A 781-nucleotide genomic window follows, 5' to 3' on the forward strand; every position below is an offset into this window, starting at 1 on the left:
GTGACTACAAATCAGAGATATAGCAGTTAGGTATCAAAACATAGGCTTTGTTTATTCGTGATAAAAGCACTATTCAGATTGTCTGAACTTTGTAGCAACTAAGAGGAACGTGAAGGGAAAAAGATTTAGAGCAATCGTCTAAAGACAAATAGCCGAGTGTTTTTCATAAGCCTATAGGACGCTGTAAATTGCATAGGCCTAGTTTGAATATTGAGAATGGTAATGCATATGAAAGTACTTCAATAAAAAAGCCCGAGACCATTGCCTCGGGCTTTTAGTAAGACTGAATAAGATTGAGCAGTAGCTACGTTAGCGCATATTATCTATGTTATTTACGTAGTGGATCTACATTCGCTCTTTTTTGTTCTGCTAGATGACGCGCTTCCCAATAAGGTGCGTTTTTGATACCGAATTTTGCAGGATCAAAACTGTAGCGTGCCACACCAGCTTTACGTTGTGCTTCGTAGTCTTTAAGCATGGTAAGGGTTGGACGAGCCACGATAAAGATAACAAGGATACCAACAATGTTAAGCCAAGCCATAAGGCCAACACCAATGTCACCAATTGCCCAGATATAACCAGCTGAGTTAAGACCACCGTAAGCAACCATCACCATGATCAATACTTTTACTAAGAATAGGCCTGTCTTATTGGCACCGCGACCGAGGAAGCGTGTCAAGTAAGCCACGTTTACTTCAGCGATATAGTAGTAAGCCAAAATAGTGATAAAGGCAAAGAAGAATACTGCGACAGCAATGAAAGTATCACCGAATGAGCCGTA

The 781-nt window shown here is 40.6% G+C and carries 1 protein-coding gene; it reads right to left on the minus strand.

Going from position 1 to position 781, the window contains the following annotated elements; all coding sequences use genetic code 11:
- Nucleotides 1-328: 328 nt before the first annotated feature.
- Nucleotides 329-781: alanine:cation symporter family protein (locus ACS8FC_RS16675; RefSeq protein WP_439297602.1), on the minus strand; the 453-nt coding region annotated here is incomplete at its 5' end.

It is taken from the genome of Psychrobacter sp. 1Y4, from assembly GCF_051847555.1.